The sequence below is a fragment of the Synechococcus sp. BA-120 BA3 genome, assembly GCF_034931285.1.
Classification (GTDB): Bacteria; Cyanobacteriota; Cyanobacteriia; order PCC-6307; family Cyanobiaceae; genus Cyanobium.
The window spans coordinates 1-854 of record NZ_JAYGHZ010000211.1 but is presented as its reverse complement, the minus strand read 5'-3'; the positions used below and the strand labels follow the sequence as shown (position 1 = coordinate 854).

1 protein-coding gene is annotated in these 854 nt (G+C 75.1%); it reads right to left on the bottom strand.

The features are described from left to right. Positions 1-854 (bottom strand): adenylate/guanylate cyclase domain-containing protein (locus VB737_RS07335; protein ID WP_500312258.1); only part of this gene is annotated, 854 nt, incomplete at both ends.

The window sequence follows — 854 nt, the reverse complement described above, 5'->3', positions numbered from 1 at the left end:
GACCAGGGCTCCGGGGCGGCCGCGGCGGGCGACGCCCTGCTGGCGCCCTTCCACTGGAGCCGGCCGTTCCCGGCGGCGGCCGCAGCCCCCGCAGGGCATACACCTCCAGGGGCACCGGCCAGCCCTTGATCCGGTGGCTCCCCAGCGGCAGCACCTCCAGCTCCTCCGGCAGCAGGGCCAGCAGGTCGCCGCTGACCAGGATCGGGTGCTCGGGGAACAGACGCGTCAGCCCCTCCAGGCGGCTGGTCACGTTGACGCTGGCCCCCACGACGGTGAACTCCAGGCGCTGGGAGGAGCCCAGGTTGCCGGCGATCACCTCGCCGAAATGGAGCCCGATCCCGTGCCGCAGCGGTGGGATGCCTGCCGCGGCCAGCTCAAGGTTGAGCGCCTCCAGCCGCTCCTGCATCGCCAGGGCGGCCCGCACCGCGGCCCGGGCCTCCTGGGCATCCCCCCGGCTGCGGGGCACCCCGAACTCCGCCATCACCGCGTCACCGATGAACTTGTCGAGCAGGCCCTCCTGCTCCAGCACCGCCGCGGCCATGGCCTCGAAGTAGCGGTTGAGCAGGGCGAACAGCTCGGCGGGCTCCAGCACCGCACTCAGGGGCGTGAACCCCACCAGGTCGCTGAACAGCACGGCACAGCGGGCCCGGCTGCCCACCGCCTGGTTCCACAGCGGCCCGGGGCTGCGCAGGATGTCGCGCAGCAGGGTGGGGGAGACGCGCCGGCTCAGCACCTGGTGCAGATAGGCCCGCTCCCGGCTTTCCGCCAGCCCCTGGCCCACGGCCCGCACCCCGCCCCCGGCCACCGGGGCCAGCAGCAGGGCCGCCAGGGGCAGGCGCAGCAGGGCCAGGGCC